Annotated in this window: 17 protein-coding genes; 11 read left to right on the top strand and 6 right to left on the bottom strand. The window is 64.6% G+C overall.

Annotated features, from left to right (window positions below; translation table 11 throughout):
• Positions 1–169: 169 nt before the first annotated feature.
• Positions 170–1129, top strand: coding sequence for an AraC family transcriptional regulator (locus tag JJE66_RS30315; RefSeq protein ID WP_200518213.1), 960 nt, complete (start codon positions 170–172; stop codon positions 1127–1129).
• A 1020-nt stretch (positions 1130–2149) separates the two neighbouring features.
• On the opposite strand, the gene JJE66_RS30310 is transcribed toward JJE66_RS30315, so the two are convergent.
• Positions 2150–2350 carry a hypothetical protein gene (locus tag JJE66_RS30310; protein ID WP_200518212.1) on the bottom strand — a complete coding sequence of 67 codons (201 nt, stop codon included), beginning with the start codon at positions 2348–2350 and terminating at the stop codon, positions 2150–2152.
• Between the two features lie 294 nt (positions 2351–2644).
• Positions 2645–4786, bottom strand: a complete 2142-nt coding sequence (gene flhA / locus JJE66_RS30305; RefSeq protein WP_200518210.1) for a flagellar biosynthesis protein FlhA — start codon at positions 4784–4786, stop codon at positions 2645–2647.
• A gap of 362 nt (positions 4787–5148) precedes the next feature.
• Here flhA and JJE66_RS30300 point away from each other — a divergent pair, with 362 nt between their 5' ends.
• A complete protein-coding gene (locus tag JJE66_RS30300; RefSeq protein WP_200518208.1) occupies positions 5149–6336 on the top strand; it encodes an MFS transporter in 1188 nt (395 codons plus the stop codon).
• Positions 6326–6826: a signal peptidase II gene (lspA, locus tag JJE66_RS30295; RefSeq protein WP_283818529.1), complete on the top strand. Its 501-nt coding sequence runs from the start codon at positions 6326–6328 to the stop codon at positions 6824–6826. The genes JJE66_RS30300 and lspA overlap by 11 nt, the downstream gene beginning before the upstream one ends.
• Here lspA and JJE66_RS30290 read toward each other — a convergent pair.
• The gene (locus tag JJE66_RS30290; RefSeq protein ID WP_200518205.1) at positions 6823–7230 is read right to left on the bottom strand and encodes a DUF4864 domain-containing protein; all 408 of its coding nucleotides are present in this window, start codon (positions 7228–7230) and stop codon (positions 6823–6825) included. The genes lspA and JJE66_RS30290 overlap by 4 nt on opposite strands.
• 67 nt (positions 7231–7297) lie before the next feature.
• Positions 7298–7936: a TetR/AcrR family transcriptional regulator gene (locus tag JJE66_RS30285; protein ID WP_200518931.1), complete on the bottom strand. Its 639-nt coding sequence runs from the start codon at positions 7934–7936 to the stop codon at positions 7298–7300.
• A gap of 240 nt (positions 7937–8176) precedes the next feature.
• Here JJE66_RS30285 and JJE66_RS30280 point away from each other — a divergent pair, with 240 nt between their 5' ends.
• From JJE66_RS30280 to JJE66_RS30270, 3 genes are read left to right on the top strand one after another with little or no spacing between them, the layout of a single operon-like run.
• Positions 8177–8674: a (2Fe-2S)-binding protein gene (locus tag JJE66_RS30280; protein ID WP_200518204.1), complete on the top strand. Its 498-nt coding sequence runs from the start codon at positions 8177–8179 to the stop codon at positions 8672–8674.
• Positions 8671–9726: a xanthine dehydrogenase family protein subunit M gene (locus tag JJE66_RS30275; RefSeq protein ID WP_200518203.1), complete on the top strand. Its 1056-nt coding sequence runs from the start codon at positions 8671–8673 to the stop codon at positions 9724–9726. The genes JJE66_RS30280 and JJE66_RS30275 overlap by 4 nt, the downstream gene beginning before the upstream one ends.
• Positions 9719–11980 carry a xanthine dehydrogenase family protein molybdopterin-binding subunit gene (locus JJE66_RS30270; protein WP_200518202.1) on the top strand — a complete coding sequence of 754 codons (2262 nt, stop codon included), beginning with the start codon at positions 9719–9721 and terminating at the stop codon, positions 11978–11980. Before JJE66_RS30275 ends, JJE66_RS30270 begins: the two co-directional genes overlap by 8 nt.
• A gap of 28 nt (positions 11981–12008) precedes the next feature.
• Here JJE66_RS30270 and JJE66_RS30265 read toward each other — a convergent pair whose 3' ends face one another.
• Positions 12009–12557, bottom strand: a complete 549-nt coding sequence (locus JJE66_RS30265; protein ID WP_200518201.1) for a cupin domain-containing protein — start codon at positions 12555–12557, stop codon at positions 12009–12011.
• A gap of 149 nt (positions 12558–12706) precedes the next feature.
• On the opposite strand from JJE66_RS30265, the gene JJE66_RS30260 reads away from it, so the two are divergent.
• Positions 12707–14035, top strand: a complete 1329-nt coding sequence (locus tag JJE66_RS30260; RefSeq protein WP_200518200.1) for an aspartate aminotransferase family protein — start codon at positions 12707–12709, stop codon at positions 14033–14035.
• Between the two features lie 70 nt (positions 14036–14105).
• On the top strand, positions 14106–15371 hold the full coding sequence (locus tag JJE66_RS30255; RefSeq protein WP_200518198.1) for a D-amino acid dehydrogenase: 1266 nt from the start codon (positions 14106–14108) through the stop codon (positions 15369–15371).
• A gap of 134 nt (positions 15372–15505) precedes the next feature.
• On the opposite strand, the gene JJE66_RS30250 is transcribed toward JJE66_RS30255, so the two are convergent.
• Positions 15506–16138, bottom strand: coding sequence for a helix-turn-helix domain-containing protein (locus JJE66_RS30250; protein WP_200518197.1), 633 nt, complete (start codon positions 16136–16138; stop codon positions 15506–15508).
• A gap of 180 nt (positions 16139–16318) precedes the next feature.
• Here JJE66_RS30250 and JJE66_RS30245 point away from each other — a divergent pair, with 180 nt between their 5' ends.
• Genes JJE66_RS30245 through JJE66_RS30235 form a run of 3 tightly spaced genes read left to right on the top strand, consistent with a single transcriptional unit; the run spans position 16319 to position 18487 of the window.
• Positions 16319–17077, top strand: a complete 759-nt coding sequence (locus tag JJE66_RS30245; protein ID WP_200518195.1) for an ABC transporter substrate-binding protein — start codon at positions 16319–16321, stop codon at positions 17075–17077.
• A gap of 28 nt (positions 17078–17105) precedes the next feature.
• Positions 17106–17759, top strand: a complete 654-nt coding sequence (locus tag JJE66_RS30240) for an amino acid ABC transporter permease (RefSeq protein ID WP_200518193.1) — start codon at positions 17106–17108, stop codon at positions 17757–17759.
• The gene (locus JJE66_RS30235) at positions 17756–18487 is read left to right on the top strand and encodes an amino acid ABC transporter ATP-binding protein (RefSeq protein WP_200518191.1); all 732 of its coding nucleotides are present in this window, start codon (positions 17756–17758) and stop codon (positions 18485–18487) included. The genes JJE66_RS30240 and JJE66_RS30235 overlap by 4 nt, the downstream gene beginning before the upstream one ends.
• Positions 18488–18493 lie beyond the last annotated feature (6 nt).

Below are 18493 nucleotides of genomic sequence, written 5' to 3'. Positions count from 1 at the left end.
GGGCTACGAAGGCGCATTCCTGTCGCCGCGGTCCATTTCGTCGTCGCAATCCGACAAGTCCTGCTGAATCCGCCTCTGATTTGAACCTCAATCCATTCCGCGGCGTCAAATCCCCGGAATTTGCAGTCGATGCCGCCGATCATGGCGCCGGAGAGGGGTTCGAAATCAGATGGACGCAGCCAGGCCGCCGGGCATCTTCGTTCACCAATATGCGGGCCTGCCGCAGGGCCCGGCGTTCGAACATTGGCGCAACAGGGCCTTGGGATCCTGTGGCCTCGAGATCGGACCGAGCCATGGCGACAGCATCGATTGCCGGCTGCAGGTCAGCGTGGTCGACAACATCGCGCTGGCGATTCCCGAAGGTGCCTCCGCGCGATATTCGCGCACGCAGGGCAGCCTTGCGGACGGCAGCGACGATCTCGTGCTGATCGCTGCGCATGCCGGTCTCGTCAGCGTCCGGCAGAACGGCCATACGGTCGAGCTCGCGCCGGCGCAGATGGTGCTTGCCGACATGAGCATCACCGGCAGCGCCGGTCACACCGACGAGGACCGCTTCACCACCATCCGCATGCCGCGCCGTGCGCTGCTCGAGATCAATCCGCGCGCCGAGGACAAGCTGTCGCAGGTGCTTTCGGATAATGCGGTCGGCGAGACCGTCTTCCGCTATCACGCGCTTGCCGCCCATCACGCGCCGCATCTCGATGCCGTCGGGCAGCGCCTGACCGCGCAGCACATGGTCGATCTCGTCGGCCTGCTGCTCGGCACCGACGCCGAACACGCAGCGCTCGCGCGCGGCCGGGGCCATGCGGCGGCCCGTCTCGATCTCATGCGCGCCGACGTGATGGCAGCACTCGGCCGCAACGATCTCTGCCTGTCCGAGGTCGCCACCCGCACAGGGCTGAGCCCGCGCCAGGCGCAGCGGCTGTTCGAGCAGGCCGGCACCACCTTCACCGAATTCGTGCTCGAGCAGCGCCTGCTGCTGGCGCGAAAACTGCTCGGCGATCCCCGCGCGCGATCGCGCAAGATCAGCGACATCGCGCACACGTCGGGCTTTTCCGATCTGTCCTATTTCAACCGCGCCTTCCGCAAGCGCTTTGGCGCGACGCCGTCGGAACTGCGCGAGGCCTGAGCCGCGCCGCTTGTCCGGCAGCTTGGTAGCCCGGATGGAGCGCAGCGCAATCCGGGGCAGCTGCGTCGGCATGGATGGTTTCCCGGATTACGCTTCGCTCCATCCGGCCTACAATAGCTGGCGCTGTCTGTCGGGCAAAACACCCCAATTGCGGGTCAATGGGTGAATGCAAAAATATTCCACTTTACCGAAATTCGGAAACGGCGTATGTGTCGACTACTCCGGTCCAAGGAAGAGGGGCGATCGCGATCGTCACGAACGCGGGCCGGATGGCGGTGGGCGCAAGTCGCATCGGCGCGAAGGGTTTTGCAGGGCGGGCAACCGTGAGCGAAGCCGTCGCGCGCACGACCGGTGTGATCGGCGTACGGCAAAATCGTGTGGTCCTGGCGCCCGGAGCCTGTGCGCCAAGTCTTGCGGTGATGCGTGCCGTCCAACCGGACATGCGCATCAGTGATCGGCGAGGCGACGGGGGCAATAGTGCATCGCTCCCCGGGGAGATCACGACATAAGCCGTCAAACCACTGCGCAGGGAAGGCCGGATGTTTTGGCTTCACCTGTATGCCGCTGTGCAGATTTCTCACTGCAATTTCGCACAGTGGACCGTGGGTGCCAGCCGGCACCCGGTCTTCCCTGCACCCTCTTTCAATTGAGGGTGAAGCGACAAGCAAAGCTCGGGCGAGATGAGCCGCGAGGATGAACAGCCATGTGTATCGCTAAACAACGGTCTCGTGCACCGGACGCAGCGCAGCGCTCCTTCAGCGGTGCGCTGCAGAGCCGGGGCCCATGCATCAGCGAGTGCGTAGCCTCCTGGGTCCCGGCTCTGCGCAGCAACGCTAAGAGGCGTTGCAGCGCGTCCGGGAGACGAGAAGAGAGAATAACGTGACCTACCCCAGACATGAGAAAGCGCCCGTGGGGGGCGGGCGCTTTCTGTAGTCGACTTGGGGTTGGGGTCGTCTACATATCCACGTGGCGACTTTGGGGGGCTGGTAAAGAGCCGCGTGAATTCCTGAAACTCATGTCTCAGCGAACGAGGGACGCGTCCGAACTGGTGATAACGACCGGCTTGCCGGCCTTGATGACGCGGGCAGTCTGGGTCAGGCCGTCATCCGAACCCGTACGTGCCGTGATGCCGAAGCCAGCCACCGCGATCCCTGCGACGAGGGCCACGACCACGATCTTCAGGTGGGTCGAGCGATCTGCGCTGTAAATCGAGTGGTTCATGGAAGGCTCCTGCCGCCATCTACCCGAAGTAGTCGCCTGCGTGTTTGGGCAGGTTCATGCTTCCGGTGCCCAACAACCTAGTATTGGGGGGATTCGTTCCCAAGGGGCGATCACAAGAGCGTGACAGGACGTGAAAGATCGCGATCAGAAACGATCTCTGATCGTGCAATTTTGCAATTATTTCAAAGCTGTAATGTAGCTGTAAGGCGCCCTTTCAGCATTTGGTCGACAAGGCGCCAGGAACTCAAAAAACATTTGCCTGTGGCCGAAAAACACACGGCTTCTTAAGGCAAATCAGATGCTTCCGACCGTTTTCAGCCTCGCTCTCGGGTGGATTTCGGCCTGCGACAGCACGGTCGTCTGGGCGCGGAAGCGCTCGACCAGGGAGCGGACGAAGGGTCGAATTGCCGCAGAGGTCACCAGCACCGGCGCTTCGCCTTCACGGGCGGCGCGCTCGAAGGCCTCGCGCACGCCGGTCATGAACTCCGACAGTTTCGAGGGCTGCATGGCGAGGCTGCGTTCCTCGCCCTGGCCGACGATGGATTCGGCGAAGGCCTGCTCCCACCGCGCCGACAGCGCGATCAGTGGCAGATAGCCGTTGTAGGAGGTGTTTTGCGCGCAGATCTGGCGAGCCAGGCGGGCGCGGACATGCTCGACCATGGTCGCGGGGTTGCGCGAGAAGGCGAGTGAATCCGCAATGCCTTCGAGGATGGTCGAGAGGTCGCGGATCGAGATGCGCTCGGCGAGCAGCAATTGGAGCACGCGCTGGATGCCGGAGACCGTGACCTGACCAGGCACGATGTCCTTGACCAGTTCGCTCTGCTCCTTCGGCAGCTCCTTGAGCAGCTTCTGCACCTCACCATAGGAGAGCAGGTCCGACATGTTGGCCTTGAGCAGCTCGGTGAGGTGGGTCGAGAGCACGGTCGCGGCGTCGACGACCGTGTAGCCCTTGAGCGATGCTTCCTCCTTGAGGCTGGCATCGACCCAGGTCGCGGGCAGGCCGAAGGTCGGCTCGGTGGTGTGGATGCCGGGCACCTGCACCTGGCTGCCGCCGGGATCCATGACCATGAACTGGTTCGGCCAGATTTTGCCGGTGCCGGCGTCGACCTCCTTGATCTTGATGATGTAGGTGTTGGCCTCGAGCTGGACGTTGTCGAGGATGCGCACCGCCGGCATGACGAAGCCCATCTCGATCGCCAGCGAACGACGCAGCGCCTTGATCTGCTCGGTGAGGCGGTCGGTGCCGTCCGGGCCGTTGACGAGCGGCAGCAGCGCATAGCCGAGCTCGATCTTGAGGTCGTCGATCTTCAGCGCCGCCGAGATCGGCTCCTCCGCGGCGGCAGTGCCCGGTGCACCCGGCGTTCCCGGTGCTGGCGCAGCCTTGGCGGCTGCGTCAGCCCTGGCGGTCGCGCGGTTGCGGTTACGCGCCGACCAGGCCAGCGCGCCGGCGCCGGCCCCGAGCAGGAAGAAGGGGATGGTCGGAATGCCCGGCAGCGCCGCCAGCACCAGCATCACCGCCGAGGACATCGCCAGCGCCTGCGGATAGCCGGAGAACTGCCTCATCAGCGCCTTGTCGGCGGCGCCGGAGACGCCGGCCTTGGAGACGAGCAGGCCGGCCGCGGTCGAGACGATCAGCGCCGGCACTTGCGTAACGAGGCCGTCACCGACGGTCAGCAGCGTGTAGCTGCGTCCGGCGTCGGCAAAGGACAGGCCCTGCTGGGCGACGCCGATGATCATGCCGCCGACGACGTTAATGAAGACGATCAGCAGGCCGGCGATGGCGTCGCCGCGAACGAATTTGGAGGCACCGTCCATGGCGCCGAAGAAGCCGCTCTCGTCCTCCAGCGCCTTGCGGCGCTCCTTGGCGACCTTCTCGTCGATCAGGCCGGCGGAGAGGTCGGCGTCGATCGCCATCTGCTTGCCGGGCATGGCGTCGAGGTGGAAGCGGGCGGCGACTTCGGCGATACGGCCCGAACCCTTGGTGATGACGACGAAATTGACGATGATCAGGATGGCGAAGACGATGATGCCGATGACGAAATTGCCGCCCATCACGAAGCTGCCGAAGGCTTCGATGACGTGACCGGCCGCATCCGTGCCCTCGTGGCCGTGCGACAGGATCAGGCGGGTCGAGGCCATGTTGAGCGACAGCCGCAGCATGGTCGAGATCAGCAGCACGGTCGGGAAGGCGGAGAATTCCAGCGGCGCCTGGATGAACAGCGACGTCATCAGGATCAGGATCGAGAGCGTGATCGAGATCGCCAGGAACAGGTCCAGCACGATCGCGGGCAGCGGCAGGATCAGCACCACCAGGATGGTGAGAACGCCGAGCGCCAGCGCGATGTCGCCGCGCTTGAGGATGTTGACGATTTCTGAGAGGGAGGGGATGCCGGGCTTCGCGTTGCCTACGCCTTGTCCCGCGGTGACGTCGACCATGGTAGCTGTCTCCCCGCGCGACTGACGTCCACGCGCCCCAAATGTCTGCGCGGCGGCCGATGGGCCGCCGTTTCGAAAGTGAGGCACCGCACTGGCGTCCACGGGAGCTCCCGTTCTACGCGGCTGACGACACTCGACTCCACTGGGCAATTTTTGCCCGGTGTATGGTTAGCAAAGGGTTAACAAGTGGCGCCGGGAGAGTGCCGGGAGGGACTTTCTATTGCAGTGCACCGCGCATGCCTATTATCGCGCCATGTTGCTTGACCGCGGGCCTCGCAGCAGAGAGGTTCCGGCCCGTGCACGCGTCAAATCACCCCGGACAAACACCCGCCTCCTTCACCCCTGACTCGCGTCAGGCGTGGGTGCGACTCCTGCTCGCGCTGCTAATCGGCTCGATCGGCAGTGTCGGCATGTGGGCGGTCGTCGTGGTGATTCCCGTCGTGCAGGCCGAATTCGCGGCCACGCGCGGCGCGGTGTCGCTGGCCTTCACGCTGATGATGTTCGGCTTCGGGCTCGGTGGCGTCATCGCCGGCAGGATTACCGACAGGTTCGGAATCGTGTCGGCCATGGCGATCAGCATCGCCTTCCTTGGTGTTGCCAACACGCTGGCAGGGCTCTCGACCCAGCTCTGGCAGTTCGTAGCGGCCTATTTCCTGATCGGGCTCGGCACGTCTGCGACCTTCGCGCCGCTGATGGCGGAGGCTTCGCACTGGTTCGAGCGCTATCGTGGATTGGCCGTGACCATCGTCGCGAGCGGCAACTACGTCGCCGGCACGATCTGGCCGCCGCTCATCAGCGCGGGCATCGAGAGGGTCGGCTGGCGCACCACCCACACCGGCATTGCGCTCGTCTGCGTCGGCCTGATGACGATCCTGGTGCTGGTCCTGCGCGCTCAAATGGGAGACGACAAGGTCCGAAATCACGCCAATGCACCGCCGCCTCGGGTCGATCTCAAGCTTTCGACCAACACCCTGACGGTACTGCTGTCGATCGCCAGCATATCCTGCTGTGTCGCCATGGCGATGCCGCAAGTGCATATCGTCGCCTATTGCGGCGATCTCGGTTTTGGTGTGGCGCGCGGCGCCGAGATGCTGTCGCTGATGATGGCCTGCGGCATCGTCAGCCGGATCGGCTCGGGTTATCTCGCCGATAAGATCGGTGGCATCCCGACGCTGCTGATCGGAGCGGTGGCGCAAGGCTTTGCGCTGGTGTTCTACCTGTTCTTCGATAGCCTCACCTCGCTCTATCTGATCTCCGCGATGTTCGGCCTGTTCCAGGGCGGCATCGTGCCGAGCTACGCCATCATCGTGCGCGAAGCGATGCCGGCGCGCGAGGCCGCAACCCGCGTCGGCATCGTGATCTTCGCCTCCGTGTTCGGCATGTCCTTCGGCGGCTGGGTGTCCGGCATCATCTTCGATGCCACCGGGTCCTACGCCGCAGCGTTCGCCAACGGCGTGGCTTGGAATGCTCTCAATGTCGGCATCGTATTGATGCTGCTGATCCGGTCGCGGATGAATTCGGTCAAGGCGGGACCGGGTTTTGCGACCTAGCACGACCTCACGTGTCAGTTTTCGCTGGATCTGTTTGATCCTCGCCGTCGTGCTGCTGGATCAGGGCACGAAGCAGCTTGCCGTCGGCTTGCTAGAGCCCGATCGTCCGATGATCATTTTTTCGTCCGTGGCATTGCCATCCATCGACTTCGTGCTGTCCTACAACAAGGGCGTCTCCTTCAGCGTCCTGCGGTTCGCGGACGATGCGCAGCGTTGGCCGCTGGTTGGTCTGTCCTTACTAGCCTGCGGATTGTTGGGCTGGTGGCTCCGCCGCGTGCCGCCGGGCCAACCGATCCTGGCGACCGGACTCGCCTTGATCATTGGTGGCGCGCTTGGCAATGTGTTGGACCGCGCGCGGATCGGGGCGGTGATCGACTTCGTCTACGTATCCTACCAGGCTTGGTCGTTCGCCATTTTCAACGTCGCCGACACGGCCATCACCTTGGGCGCCATTGCGACCGTGCTGTCCCTGTGTCTGGAGTCGGCCTAAGCCGCCTGTCCCGCTTTCAGCAGTGAGCAGCCGGTGATCTTGTAGCTGCCGTCTGCCTGCTGCTCGAGCGTGTAGAGCGCTTCCCAGGCTTCGCCATTGCCATCGATGATGTGAACGCGCTGGGCGATCACGCTGCCTTCGGTCGTGCTGTCGCCGAACTCGAAGCTCTTGTGGCGGTAGACCGGCGCGTAGCCGTGCTGCAGCATCGACATGAAGATGTCGGGTGCCGGGAAGATCTGCTTGATCGCCGGTGCGGCATAGGAATAGGCGGCCGTTGCATCGTCTCGGACGAAGGCCTGCTCCTGGGCGCGGATCACGCCTTGCGCCGCCGAGACATCGTCAGCGCGTGCGGCGAGAGGGCTGAAGGCAACGCTGAGGACGACGACCAAAGCTGCGATGCGCATGACAGGCTCCGCGTTGACATGCCGGCGGCAGCAATCCTAGCATAAGACTGGAACAATGCGGGACGCGCTATCGCTTCCGCTTTGGCGCCGTCTTCGCCGGTTTGGCCGCGCGTGCCCTCGATTTTGCGGCGGGCTGAACCCGCAAACCGTCGACAAAGACGTCGAGCAAGCGCAGCACCGACGCCTGCCAGTGCGGCTGATCGTGCATGTAGCACATCGCGAAAAATGCGCGCAGCAGATCCTCCGGACTGACGTCGCCACGCATCTCGCCGGTGGCGACGGCGCGGTCGAGCAGCGAGCCGATCGCCTTGGTCAGCCGGTCCATCGAGAACGCCGCGAGTTCCGAGGAACTCTGGAACGTCAGCGCAAGCGCTGCCGACATGCCCTTTTTTGTGGCAACGAATTCGACATTGGAGCGCAGCCAGCGCCGTAGCGCATCGACCGGATCCTTGGCGTTCTTCAATTGCTCGGCAAGCTCGCTAAGCTGCTCGACCTCGCGCCGGTAGACCGCCTCGAACAAATCCTCGCGCGCCGGAAAATGCCGATAGAGCGTGCCGATGCCGACGCCGGCGCGCTTGGCCACGGCCTCGAGGCTCGCCTCCGGACCGCCCGCGTTGAACACGATTTTCGCAGCCTCGAGCACGCGCTCGCGATTGCGCACGGCATCGGCGCGGGGCTTGCGGGTCTGGTCGGTGTGGTCGTCCATACCGGCAATGTAGATCACGAATTGGTTAGATTGAACCCTTAGCTAGCTGCATCGCGTTGTCTGCGCACGGGCTTTTGACGAATTCCAATTATTTCTCCGCGGCCCTTGTTAAGCGGAGGCAGCCTCCGTATCTTCGCTGAGCGCCGGCCCGGAACATGTCCGGGCGGCGCGAAATCGACGGCGGCCACGGCGGTGGCGCGCTGAGCGATGAGCTATGTCCATATCTGATCGGAGCTTTATATGAACCACTCCATCAGCCTCACCGTGAACGGTGCGCGGCGCGACTTCGTCCTCGACGATCCGCGCGTCACGCTGCTCGATCTCCTGCGTGAGCGCCTCCATCTCACCGGAACCAAGAAGGGATGCGACCGCGGCCAGTGCGGCGCCTGCACCATTCTCGTCGACGGCAAGCGCATCAATTCCTGCCTCGCGCTTGCCATCAGCCATGACGGCGCCGACATCCTCACCATCGAGGGTATCGCGCGCGGCGACCAGCTTCATCCCGTCCAGGCCGCCTTCATCGCCCATGACGGATTTCAGTGCGGCTTCTGCACGCCCGGCCAGATCATGAGCGCGATCGGCATGATGCAGGAAGCCCAGGCCGGCAGCGATCCCGAACGCATCCGCGAATGCATGAGCGGCAATCTCTGCCGCTGCGGCGCCTATGCCGGCATCGTCGATGCCGTGCTCGAGGCGCAGGCCGGTGCCGACGAATCCAACCAGAGGCGCTCGGCATGAAACGGTTCGATTATGTCAGGCCCGCCACGGTCGCCGAGGCCATTGCCGCCGCCGCCCAGCCGGGCGCGGCCTATCTCGCCGCCGGCACCAATCTGCTCGACCTGATGAAAGGCAATATCAGCCGTCCGGATCGGCTGGTCGACGTTTCGCATCTCGACGGACTCGACCGGATCGAGCATCTCGCCGATGGCGCGTCGCGTATCGGCGCGCTCGTGAGCAACGCCGATCTTGCGCATGATTCAGAGTTCGCGAAGGCCTATCCAGCCGTCGCCGAGGCGCTTCTCTCCGGCGCATCGGCGCAATTGCGCAATGCTGCGACGGTGGGCGGCAATCTCCTGCAACGGACGCGCTGTGCGTATTTCTACGACACCGCTAGCCGCTGCAACAAGCGTGAGGCTGGCAGCGGCTGCGATGCGCGCGACGGCGAGAACCGGACGCATGCCGTGCTCGGCTGGAGCGAGAGCTGCATCGCGACCAATCCGTCCGACTTCTGCGTGCCGCTGGCCGCGCTCGACGCGATCGTCGAGATCGAGGGCAAAGGCGGCCGCCGCGAAATTGCGCTCGAGGAATTGCATCGCCTGCCTGGCAATTCGCCCGAGCGTGAATCCGGGCTCGAGCCCGGTGATCTGATCGTCGCGGTGCGCCTGCCGCCTGTTGCGCGCGGATTTGCCGCCCATGCGCGCTATCTCAAGGTCCGCGAGCGTACGTCTTATGCGTTCGCGATCGTCTCGGCCGCGGCGGCGCTGCGGATCGAGAACGGCAAGATCGCGGAAGCGCGGCTCGCGCTCGGCGGCGTCGCCGCAAAGCCCTGGCGTGCCCGGGCCGCGGAGGATGTGCTCAGGGACGTCGCACCGACGGCAGATGCCTTCCAGGAAGCCGCCTGGCGCGCGCTCGCCGACGCCACGCCGTCCGGCGACAACGGCTACAAGATCGAGCTGGCGCGCCGCATCGTCGTGCGCGCGTTGACCCTTGCCACTGCCGGTACGCCCGCGCGTATCCCGGCGCTGCCGGCCTCTCCCTTTGCCTCGACCTCCGGAGCCATCCATGCCTGAGCTCAATCTTACCAGCGCTCCCGCCCATCTCCGACACGGCTCGAGCATCGGCCAGCCGCTGACCCGCCGCGACGGCGTGCTCAAGGTCAAGGGGCAGGCGACTTATGCCGCCGACAATCACCCGCCCGGCATGCTGTTTGCGGTGATGGCCGTGTCCAGCATCGCGCATGGCCGCGTGACCTCGCTCGATGTCGCTGCGGCCAAGCGTCATCCCGACGTCGTCGACGTCATGACGCCGGACCACAAGCCGCAACTCGCGATTGATCCCGAAATCAAGACCAATCCCTTCGTATTCCGGATGGAGGTGTTGCAGAGCAACGAGGTCCGCTACGCCAACCAGCCGATCGCGGTCGTGATCGCCGAGACGCTCGAGGCAGCGACGGAAGGCGCGGTGCTGCTGGCGCCGCGCTATGAGGTGCTGCCTGCGCTCATCGGGCTCGATGCCGGCGAAAGTTACGTGCCGCCGGTCGTCGGTGTCGGCAATCCCACGGAAAATCATCGCGGAGATGTCGAGGCGGGCCTCGCGGCCGCGGACAAGCGGATCGAGGCGATCTACGAGACGCCGCCGCAATATCACAACGCCATGGAGCCGCACGCGATCGTCGCCCATTGGGACGGCGACAATCTGTCGGTCGACATGCCGACCCAGGGCTTGATGCTATCGCTGGGACGCATCGCCGAGCTGTTCGGGATCGCACCGGACAAGATCCATATTCGCAGTCCGTTCCTCGGCGGCGGTTTTGGCTCCAAGGGGCTGATGGCTGGTCCTCCCGTGCTCGGCGTGATGGCCGCAAAGCTGGTTGGCAAGCCGGTCAAGCTCGTGCTGCGCCGTGAGCAGATGTATGGACCGGTTGGCCACCGCGCGCCGACGCGCCAGCGCTTGCGGATCGGCGCCGATGGTGAGGGGCGCCTGACCGCGCTCGATCACCACGCCAGAACCGTGTCGAGCACGTTCGACGATTTCTATGAGCCGGCCGCCGACGCGTCGCACACGCTCTATGCGGCGCCCGCCATCCGCACCTCGCACGATGCCGTGCGCGTCAACACCGGCACGCCGCTGTTCATGCGCGCGCCTGGCGAGGCGACGGGCTCGATTGCGCTGGAAAGTGCGATCGACGAGATGGCGTGGGCCTGCGGGATCGATCCGCTCGCGTTCCGGCTGAAGAACTATGCCGAGGTCGAGCCGATCACGGGCAAACCGTTTTCCTCGAAAGCACTGCGTGCCTGCTACGAGCAGGGTGCGGCGCGCTTCGGCTGGTCGAAGCGTTCGCTTCAGCCGCGGCAGATGCGCGACGATGCCGGCCTCCTGGTCGGCTGGGGCATGGGTACCGCGACGTTCCCCGCGCTGATGTTCCAGGCGCAAGCGCGCGCGGTGATCCGCCGCGACGGCTCCGGCGCCATGGAGATCGGCGCGCATGACATGGGGCAGGGCGCCTGGACCGCGCTCGCGCAGATCGCGGCCGATGAACTTGGTCTCGACATCGACCGCGTCGAATTCAAGGCCGGTACGTCCGATCTGCCCGATGCCGGTATCGCCGGTGGCTCGGCGCACACCGCGACCGCGGGTGCGGCGATCCACAACGCCGGCGCGGCTGTCACCGCCAAGCTTGCCGACCTCGCCACTAACGACGAGCGCTCGCCGCTGTTCGGCGCCGGCAACGCCGGTGTCATTGCGCGCGATGGCAAGTTGGTCCGGCGCGACGACGACAGCCGGAGCGAGAGCTACGCCGAAATCCTCGCCCGCGCCGGCGTCGCCGAGGTCGAAGCGAGCGGCACCGGCGCGCCGAACCCCGCGGCGATGGAGGAATACGCGATGCACGCCCATGGCGTGGTGTTCGCGGAGGTGAAGGTCGATCCCGAACTCGGCCAGATCCGGGCCACCCGCATGGTCGGCGCCTTCGCTGCGGGGCGCATCGTCAACCCGCATCTGGTGAAGAGCCAGCTGTTCGGCGGCATGATCTGGGGCATGTCGTTCGCGCTGCATGAGGAAGCGATCACCGACCGCCGCACCGGCAGAATCATGAACGCCAATCTCGCCGAGTACCATGTCCCGGTAAATGCCGACGTGCCGCCGCTCGACGTGATCACCGTCGAGGAGCACGATCCGCATGTGAATGCGCTCGGCATCAAGGGTGTCGGCGAGATCGGCATTACGGGGAGCGCCGGCGCGGTCGCCAATGCCGTCTGGCACGCGACCGGCGTGCGGGTGCGTCGTTTCCCGATCCGGATCGAGGAGCTGCTGACGCAGCTCTGAGGGAGGCCGCGGGCGACTTCCGCCCGCCTCAAAACGTCGGCGGCGTGCAGGCAGAAATTACTTCGCACGGCTTGCCGCCGACGCAACGGAAGCGATGCGGGCGGCGGCTCTCGAAATAATAGGCGTCGCCGGGATTGAGGATGCGGCGCTCGTCCTCGACGGTGACTTCGAGCTTTCCGGAGATCACGATGCCGCCCTCTTCGCCGTCATGGACGAGATGCACGCGCCCGGTGTCGCTGCCGGGCTCGTAGCGCTCCTTCAAAATCTGCAGGCTGCGGCCGAACAGATTGTCGCCAATCTGACGATAGGAGATCGGCTTCTTGCCGACCTCGGTCAGCTCTTCCGAGCGGTAGAAGATCTTCCGCCGTGTCTCGGGCTCCAGCGCGAAGAACTCGGCGAGCCCCATCGGGATGCCGTCGAGGATGCGCTTGAGCGCGCCGACCGACGGGTTCATCTGGTTGGATTCGATCAGCGAGATCGTCGAATTGGTGACGCCGGCGCGCTTGGCGAGTTCCCGCTGTGACAGCTTGTGGTGGGCCCGGATGAAGCGCAGCCGTCCACCGATGTCGACGCTCATGCCGCTGGTCCCTGTTGCATGTGTTGCGGATTGCGCAAATATGGACCAGCGGGCCTAGTCAAATCAATGGGTTGCGGAAGCGCAGAAAAGGACTTGTTGGGCTTTCGAAGCCGTGGCTCTGCTAGGTCGTCAGCAAAGGAGCGTGGCCCGTGACCCTTCATCAGATTCCGAACACTATCAAGACCGACTCGTTCTGGATGCCGTTCACGGCCAATCGTCAGTTCAAGAAGGCGCCGCGCCTGTTCTCCTCGGCCGAGGGCATGCATTACACCACCGTCGACGGCCGCAAGGTGATCGACGGCTCGGCTGGCCTGTGGTGCGTCAACGCCGGCCACGGTCGCAAGCAGATCGCGGCCGCGGTCGAGCGGCAGCTGATGACGCTGGACTTCGCGCCGTCGTTCCAGATGGGCCATCCGCTCGCGTTCGACTTCGCCGAGCGCCTCGCCGAGATCGCGCCGAAGGGCCTTGATCGCATCTTCTTCACCAATTCCGGCTCTGAATCGGTCGATACCGCGCTGAAGATCGCGCTCGCCTATCACCGCGCCAATGGCCAGGCGAGCCGCACCCGCTTGATTGGCCGCGAACGCGGCTATCACGGCGTCGGCTTCGGCGGCACGTCGGTCGGCGGCATGGTCGCCAACCGCCGCGCCTTCGCGACCCTTCTGCCGGGCGTCGACCACATCCGCCATACCCATGATCTCGCGCGCAACGCCTTCGCCAAGGATCAGCCCGAGCATGGCGCGGAGCTCGCCGATGATCTCGAGCGCCTGGTGGCCCTGCACGGCGCCGAGACGATTGCGGCCGTCATCGTCGAGCCGGTGCCGGGCTCGACCGCAGTGCTGCCGCCGCCGAAGGGCTATCTGCAGCGCCTGCGCGAGATCTGCGACAAGCACGGCATCCTCCTGATTTTCGATGAGGTCATTACCGGCTTCGGTCGCCTCGGTACGCCATTCGCCGCCGATTTCTTCGGCGTCACGCCTGATATGATGACGACGGCCAAGGGCATCACCAACGGCACCGTTCCCTGCGGCGCGGTGTTCGCCCATCGCAAGGTGCACGACGCCATGATGGTCGGCCCGGAAAACATGATGGAGCTGTTCCACGGCTACACCTATTCGGCCCATCCGGTCGCCTGTGCGGCGGGCATCGCGACGCTCGACATCTACAAGGACGAAGGCCTGCTCACGCGCGGCGCCTCGATCGCGGAGTACTGGCGCGATGCGCTGCATTCGCTGAAGGGCCTGCCCAATGTCATCGATATCCGCAATTGCGGCCTGATGGGCGCGGTCGAGCTGTCGCCGCGCGAGGGCGCGGTCGGTGGGCGCGGCTACGACGTCATGGTGGACTGCTTCAATCGCGGGCTGTATTTCCGCATGAGCGGCGATAGCTTCGCGTTGTCGCCGCCTCTCATCGTCGAGAAGAGCCACATCGACGACATCGTGTCGATCCTCGGCGACGCCATCAAGCGGGTGGCCTGATAATTGCTCTCGCCGTTGCGAGTAGTTTCCTTGCAGCGGCGAGCGTGATGCCGCGGGAGTTTGACCAAGCGTGAAAGTTCTGATCCTCGGCAGCGGTGTCATCGGCGTCACCTCTGCCTACTACCTCGCACGTGCCGGCCATGAGGTGACGGTCGTCGACCGTCAACCCGAACCGGCGCTGGAGACGTCTTTTGCCAATGCCGGCGAAGTGTCGCCCGGCTATTCGTCGCCATGGGCCGGTCCCGGCGTGCCGGTGAAGGCGGTCAAGTGGCTCTTGATGAAGCACGGTCCGCTGGTGATCCGGCCGAAGCTCGATCCGGTGATGTGGGTCTGGCTGCTCAAGATGCTGCGCAACTGCACCAGCGCGCGCTATGCGGTCAACAAGAGCCGGATGATCCCGATCGCGGAGTACAGCCGCGACTGCCTGCGCGATCTGCGCCGCGACATCGGCATTCAATATGACGAGCGTTCGCAGGGCACGCTGCAGCTGTTCCGCTACCAGGCCCAGCTCGACGGGACGGCTGAGGACATCGCCGTGCTCAAGCAGTATGGCGTGCCCTTCGAGGTGCTGAACCGCGAGGGCTGCATCGCGGTCGAGCCGGCGCTTGCCGGCGTGAAGGAGAAGTTCGCCGGCGGACTTCGGCTGCCGCAGGACGAGACCGGCGACTGCCACATGTTCACGCAGGCGCTGGCCAAGCATGCCGAGGCGCTCGGCGTCCGCTTCATGTTCGACACCGGCATCGACCGCATCGTCACCAACGGCACGCGCGTTAGCGGCGTTGCGACGAGCGCCGGGATGTTGCAGGCGGACGCTTACGTCCTTGCGCTCGGAAGCTATTCGTCGCGGTTGGTCGCGCCGCTCGGCATCTCGCTGCCGGTCTATCCGGTGAAGGGCTATTCGATCACGGTGCCGATCAAGGATGCTTCCGGCGCGCCGGAATCGACCGTGATGGACGAAAGCTACAAGGTCGCGATCACGCGCTTAGGGGATCGCATCCGCGTCGGCGGCACCGCCGAGATATCCGGCTTTTCGACCAAACTCTACGATGCGCGTCGCGCCACGCTTGATCACTCGCTGACCGATCTGTTCCCGCGCGGCGGCGATCTCTCCAAGGCGGCGTTCTGGAGCGGCCTGCGCCCGATGACGCCGGACGGTCCGCCCGTGATCGGCCCGACGCAATATGCCAATCTCCACCTCAACACCGGCCACGGCACGCTCGGCTGGACCATGTCCTGCGGCTCCGGTCGCGTGCTCGCGGACATGCTGTCGGGCAAGAAACCGGAGGTCGATGTGGGTGCGCTGACGGTGGATCGATATAATCATCGATTTGGCTAAGACTCCATCCACTCGTCATTGCGAGGAGCTAAGCGACGAAGCAATCCAGACGGCGTCCGCCGCGAGACTCTGGATTGCTTCGCTTCGCTCGCAATGACGGGGTTGGTGTTGTGCTCGTGGCGTGAGGCGGAAAGCTACCCCGTCCCCGTCACACAATTCACCCACAGCACCACGGCCTTTGCATCCTGCGCCGGATTCGAAAACCGATGTGGCCTTCGGCTCGCAAACCGAAAGCTGTCGCCGGTCCTCAGCGACCATGTCTCGCTGTCCACCGTCAACATCATCTCGCCTTCGAGCACGAGGCCGGCTTCCTCGCCGTCATGGGTGTAGAGCTCGTCGCCGGTTGAGCCGCCGGGCTCCAGATGCACCAGAAACAGATTGAGCTTGTTGTCGGCACTCGCAGGGCTGAGCAATTGCTTGGAGACGCCGGTGCGCCAGAGCTTCAGCTCGGGTCGCTGGGGCCCGCGCGTGACGACTTGATCGGATGTGCCATCGGCGCTCGGGCTCGCGCCGAACAATGCGGCGATGCCGACGCCGAGCACGTCGGCAAGCGTGGCCAGCACGCGCAATGACGGTGACGACAGGCCGCGCTCGATCTGGCTGAGAAAGCCGATCGACAGATCCGTGCGCGAAGCGACCGTTTCGAGCGAGAATTGCCTGATACGCCGGAGATCGCGGATGCGGCGGCCGACTGCGACGTCCATCGCAGGCTCGGCCGCTTTGGCTTTCACCTTCCTGGCCGCCTTTGCCACGGCCGGTTTGCGCATTCTTTTGCCGCCGCTCACGTCAAACCGCTTCCTTCATGTGCATGAAAACTGCTTGCATCGTTCGTGAAAGTGTGACCAAATTTTCATATTGGTGAAAATAGGCCGAAACGGCTCGGCCCGCAATGTCTGCGATGACGACATTTGCGAGCGCCGCATCGGCCGGACCCAAAGGGGGATGCGATGAAGCGTTTTGGTCTGGCCGCGGTCGCGGCATTCGCAATTGCAGCGGCGGTGCCGGCGTCGGCGCAGCAAGTGCTCAAGGTCGGCTCGACGCCGACGGGAATTCCCTTCACCTTCCTCGACACCAAGACCAACACGATCCAGGGCATCATGGTCGATCTCGTCACCGAGATCGGCAAGGATGCCGGGCTCAACGTGCAGATCGAGCCGATGGCGTTCTCGGCGCTGATCCCGTCGCTGACCTCCGGCAAGATCGACATCATTGCCGCTGCGATGTTCATCACCGCGCCGCGCAAGGAAGTCGTCGACTTCTCGGACCTGATCTACACCTATGGCGAAGGTCTCGTCGTGCCGAAGACCGACACCAAGGCCTATGCCACGCAGGAGGAGCTGAAGGGCGAGACGGTCGGCGCCCAGGTCGGCACCGCCTTTGTCGACGCGTTGAAGAAGTCCGGTCTGTTCGCCGACGTCAAGGCCTACGACACCATTCCCGACATCATGCGCGACGTGAACACCGGCCGTCTCAAGGCCGGCTTCGCCGACTACCCGATCCTCGCCTACAATCTGAAGCAGGGCGGCTTTCCCGATGTGCGGCTCGTCGACAGCTACAAGCCCGTCACCGTCGGCTCGGTCGGCATTGGCGTGCGCAAGGGCGAAGCCGCGCTGCTCGGCAAGATCAATGCGTCCCTTGCGAAGCTGAAGGCCAACGGCACCATCGACAAGATTCTCGAAAAGTGGGGCCAGAAGGCGCAAGGCTGATCGTGAGAGGCTGATCGAAGGCTGGCCGATGAAAGGCTTCTGGCACGACGCCGCCGAGTTCTTCCCGATCCTGATGAGCGGCGTCGTGCTGACGATCGTCGTCACCATCGGATCGCTGCTGCTCTCGACGGTGCTCGGCCTGATCTGGGCGATGATGCGGGTCTCCGGCATCACGGTGCTGTCGATGCTCAGCGCCAGCCTGATCAACGTGATCCGCGGCATCCCGATCATCGTGCTGTTGTTCTACCTCTACTTCGTGATGCCCGATCTCGGCGTCACGCTATCGGCCTTGCAGGCCGCGATCCTCGGGCTCGGCATCGCCTACTCGGCCTATCAGGCAGAAAATTTCCGCGCCGGGATCGAGGCGATCGACAAGGGCCAGATCGAGGCGGCGCAATCGATCGGCATGGGCTGGTGGCTGACCATGCGCCGCGTGGTGCTGCCGCAGGCCGTCCGCATCGTGCTGCCGCCCTACGGCAACGTCATGATCATGATGTTGAAGGACTCCTCGCAAGCCTCGACCATCACGGTCGCGGAACTCGCGCTTCAGGGCAAGCTGATCGCGTCCTCGACGTTCAAGAACACCAATGTGTTCACGATGGTGGCGCTGATGTATCTCACCATGAGCATTCCGCTGATCCTGCTGGTCCGCCACTTCGAGAAGCGGGCCGGCAAGAAATGATCGTGCTCAAGGACGTCCACAAGAGCTTTGGCCAGAACGAGGTGCTCAAGGGCATCACGGCGAAAGTCGAGAAGGGTGAGGTGGTCTGCATTGTCGGACCTTCGGGCTCCGGCAAGTCGACGATCTTGCGCTGTATCAACGGGCTCGAAGGCTACGATCGTGGCGAGATCAGCATCGAAGGCCTGAAGGTCGACCGCGACGCGCCGTCGATCGTGAAGGTCCGGACCCAGGTCTCGATGGTGTTCCAGCGCTTCAACCTGTTCCCGCACAGGACAGTGCTGGAGAACGTGGTCGAAGGGCCGCTGTTCGTGAAGAAGGAGCCGCGAGCCGTGGCGCTCGAGCGCGGCCGCGCACTGCTTGCGCAGGTCGGCCTCGCCGAGAAGGCCGACGCGCATCCGCCGCAGCTTTCCGGCGGCCAGCAGCAGCGCGTCGCCATCGCGCGTGCGCTTGCCATGCAGCCCAAGGCGATCCTGTTCGACGAGCCGACCTCGGCGCTCGATCCCGAACTCGTCGGCGACGTCCTCGGCGTGATGCGCAAGCTCGCCGACGACGGCATGACCATGGTCGTCGTCACCCACGAGATGGGCTTTGCCCGCGACGTCGCCGATCGCGTGCTGTTCATCGATGGCGGAATCATCGTCGAGCAGGGGCCGGCGAAGTCGGTCCTCAACCAACCGCAGCATGCACGGACACAGGACTTTTTGCGCCGCGTGCTTCATCCGCTCTGACCGGAC

The sequence above is a fragment of the Bradyrhizobium diazoefficiens genome (assembly GCF_016612535.1).
Taxonomy (GTDB): domain Bacteria; phylum Pseudomonadota; class Alphaproteobacteria; order Rhizobiales; family Xanthobacteraceae; genus Bradyrhizobium; species Bradyrhizobium diazoefficiens_C.
The sequence above is the reverse complement of the archived record's forward strand: the minus strand, read 5'-3'. Positions and strand labels throughout refer to the sequence as shown.

Excerpts from the sequence above, each read along its gene's own strand:
- JJE66_RS30315 (WP_200518213.1), top strand. The coding sequence starts at position 170 with ATGGACGCAGCCAGGCCGCCGGGCATCTTCGTTCACCAATATGCGGGC.
- JJE66_RS30310 (WP_200518212.1), bottom strand. The coding sequence starts at position 2,350 with ATGAACCACTCGATTTACAGCGCAGATCGCTCGACCCACCTGAAGATC.
- flhA (WP_200518210.1), bottom strand. The coding sequence starts at position 4,786 with ATGGTCGACGTCACCGCGGGACAAGGCGTAGGCAACGCGAAGCCCGGC.
- JJE66_RS30290 (WP_200518205.1), bottom strand. The coding sequence starts at position 7,230 with ATGCGCATCGCAGCTTTGGTCGTCGTCCTCAGCGTTGCCTTCAGCCCT.
- JJE66_RS30285 (WP_200518931.1), bottom strand. The coding sequence starts at position 7,936 with ATGGACGACCACACCGACCAGACCCGCAAGCCCCGCGCCGATGCCGTG.
- JJE66_RS30280 (WP_200518204.1), top strand. The coding sequence starts at position 8,177 with ATGAACCACTCCATCAGCCTCACCGTGAACGGTGCGCGGCGCGACTTC.
- JJE66_RS30275 (WP_200518203.1), top strand. The coding sequence starts at position 8,671 with ATGAAACGGTTCGATTATGTCAGGCCCGCCACGGTCGCCGAGGCCATT.
- JJE66_RS30270 (WP_200518202.1), top strand. The coding sequence starts at position 9,719 with ATGCCTGAGCTCAATCTTACCAGCGCTCCCGCCCATCTCCGACACGGC.
- JJE66_RS30265 (WP_200518201.1), bottom strand. The coding sequence starts at position 12,557 with ATGAGCGTCGACATCGGTGGACGGCTGCGCTTCATCCGGGCCCACCAC.
- JJE66_RS30250 (WP_200518197.1), bottom strand. The coding sequence starts at position 16,138 with ATGCGCAAACCGGCCGTGGCAAAGGCGGCCAGGAAGGTGAAAGCCAAA.
- JJE66_RS30245 (WP_200518195.1), top strand. The coding sequence starts at position 16,319 with ATGAAGCGTTTTGGTCTGGCCGCGGTCGCGGCATTCGCAATTGCAGCG.
- JJE66_RS30240 (WP_200518193.1), top strand. The coding sequence starts at position 17,106 with ATGAAAGGCTTCTGGCACGACGCCGCCGAGTTCTTCCCGATCCTGATG.
- JJE66_RS30235 (WP_200518191.1), top strand. The coding sequence starts at position 17,756 with ATGATCGTGCTCAAGGACGTCCACAAGAGCTTTGGCCAGAACGAGGTG.